The organism is Caldimonas tepidiphila (genome assembly GCF_003569765.1).
GTDB classification, from domain to species: domain Bacteria; phylum Pseudomonadota; class Gammaproteobacteria; order Burkholderiales; family Burkholderiaceae_C; genus Caldimonas; species Caldimonas tepidiphila.
The window spans coordinates 1-1,754 of the sequence record NZ_QXMG01000150.1; the positions used below are offsets into that span (position 1 = coordinate 1).

At 67.1% G+C, this 1,754-nt stretch carries 1 protein-coding gene; it reads left to right on the top strand.

The features are described from left to right. The first annotated feature begins 78 nt into the window (after positions 1 to 78). Positions 79 to 1,737: an IS1182 family transposase gene (locus D3A59_RS24820; RefSeq protein ID WP_119157967.1), complete on the top strand. Its 1,659-nt coding sequence runs from the start codon at positions 79 to 81 to the stop codon at positions 1,735 to 1,737. Positions 1,738 to 1,754 lie beyond the last annotated feature (17 nt).

The following is a 1,754-nucleotide window of genomic DNA, read 5'->3' on the forward strand; positions in this document are numbered from 1 at the left end:
AGATACCGTTGGCGAATTGCAAGGCGACGACTCTGAGGGCAAGCTGGCTGAACTCCCAGCAGTTACAGGAGGCGTCCGATGAGTCTTCGTCCGAGTCCGATTGAGCCCATCCCGGCAGAGACCGCACGCGTGGCCCGTGCAGCCTTCCCTCACGGCACTGTGGTCACCCGACTGCGCGACGAGTTCGCCGAGCTGTACCGTGACGAGGATTTCCTGGCGCTGTACCCCCGCCGAGGCCAGCCTGGGCTGGCACCATGGCGGCTGGCCCTGGTGACGGTGTTGCAGTTTCTGGAGCATCTGAGCGATCGGCAAGCGGCCGACGCCGTGCGCTCGCGCATCGACTGGAAGTACGCCCTGGGCCTGGCGCTCGACGACCCGGGCTTTCATTTCACGGTGCTCACCGAGTTCCGAGGCCGCTTGCTGGCAGGCCATGCCGAGCACCTGCTGCTGGACAAGATGCTCGTGCATTTCAAGGACCGAGGCCTGATCAGGCCCCGAGGCCGTCAGCGCACCGACAGCACCCATGTCCTGGGCGCGGTGCGCGACTTGCACCTGCTGGAGCTGGTGACCGAGACGATGCGCGCTGCGCTCAACGAGCTGGCAACGCTGGCGCCCGAGTGGTTGCGTGGCGTGGCCGAACCCGCCTGGTTCGAGCGCTATGCGCGGCGCGCCGAGGACTGGCGGCTTCCAGGGGGCAGCAAGCAAAAGCGCGAGGCCTACGCCCAGCAGGTCGGCACCGATGGCTTTGCCTTGCTCGATGCAGTCGCTCATGCGGCGACACCGCCGATCGCGCAGGATGCGCCCATGCTCAAGGCGTTGCGCCAAGTGTGGCAGACCCACTATGAGCGCATCCAGGGCGGGCCACCTCGCTGGCGTGACGGCCCGGAGCTGCCGCCAGTGGGCGAGCGCATCCAGTCCCCCTACGACCCGCAGATGCACTACAGCGCCAAGCGCGGCATGGAATGGTCGGGCTACAAGGTGCACGTCACCGAGACCTGCGACCGCGAGGCTGCGCACATCATCACGCACGTCGAGACACGCCCGGCCATGGAGCCCGACATGAGCGCCACGGCTGCCATCCACGCCTGTCTGGCAGCGCGGGACTTGCTGCCGAGCGAGCACTTCGTGGACTCGGGCTACGTCGATGCCGAGCTCCTGGTGGCCAGCCGCCGCGACCACGGCATATCGCTTGAAGGGCCGGTGCGCAACTTGTCGACCTGGGCCTCCCGAGCCGGCCATGGCTACGACCTGCCCAACTTCTCCATCGATTGGGAGCGTGAGCAGGTCACGTGTCCGCAGGGCAAGGTCTCGGTCGGGTGGAAGCCTGGGCGCGATGAGACGGGCCACCCTCGCATCCACGCACGGTTCAGTCGAACCGACTGCGGCAGCTGCAAGGCCCGGCCGTTGTGCACGCCGGCCAAGGCAGCGCGTCGTGCGGTCTACTTCCATCCGCGTGACGAGTATGAAGCGCTCAACTCGGCCCGTCAGCGAATGCACGACCCGGCATGGCAGAAGCAGTACCGGGTGCGCGCGGGTGTGGAGGGAACCCTGTCGCAAGGCGTGCGCGCCTTCGGCATGCGGCGAAGTCGCTACATCGGGCAGGCCAAGACGGCTCTGCAGCAGGTGCTTGCCGTAGTCGGCATCAATGCAGCGCGCATCGTTGCCTGGCTCGACGACCGTGCCCATGCCGCCACGCGTGTCTCCCGCTTCGCCAAGCTGGCTCCCACGCCAGCTTGATTTCGCCAACGGTATCT

What these genes read in the sequence shown, in the direction of transcription:
- D3A59_RS24820 (WP_119157967.1), top strand. Translation starts at nt 79, where the DNA reads ATGAGTCTTCGTCCGAGTCCGATTGAGCCCATCCCGGCAGAGACCGCA.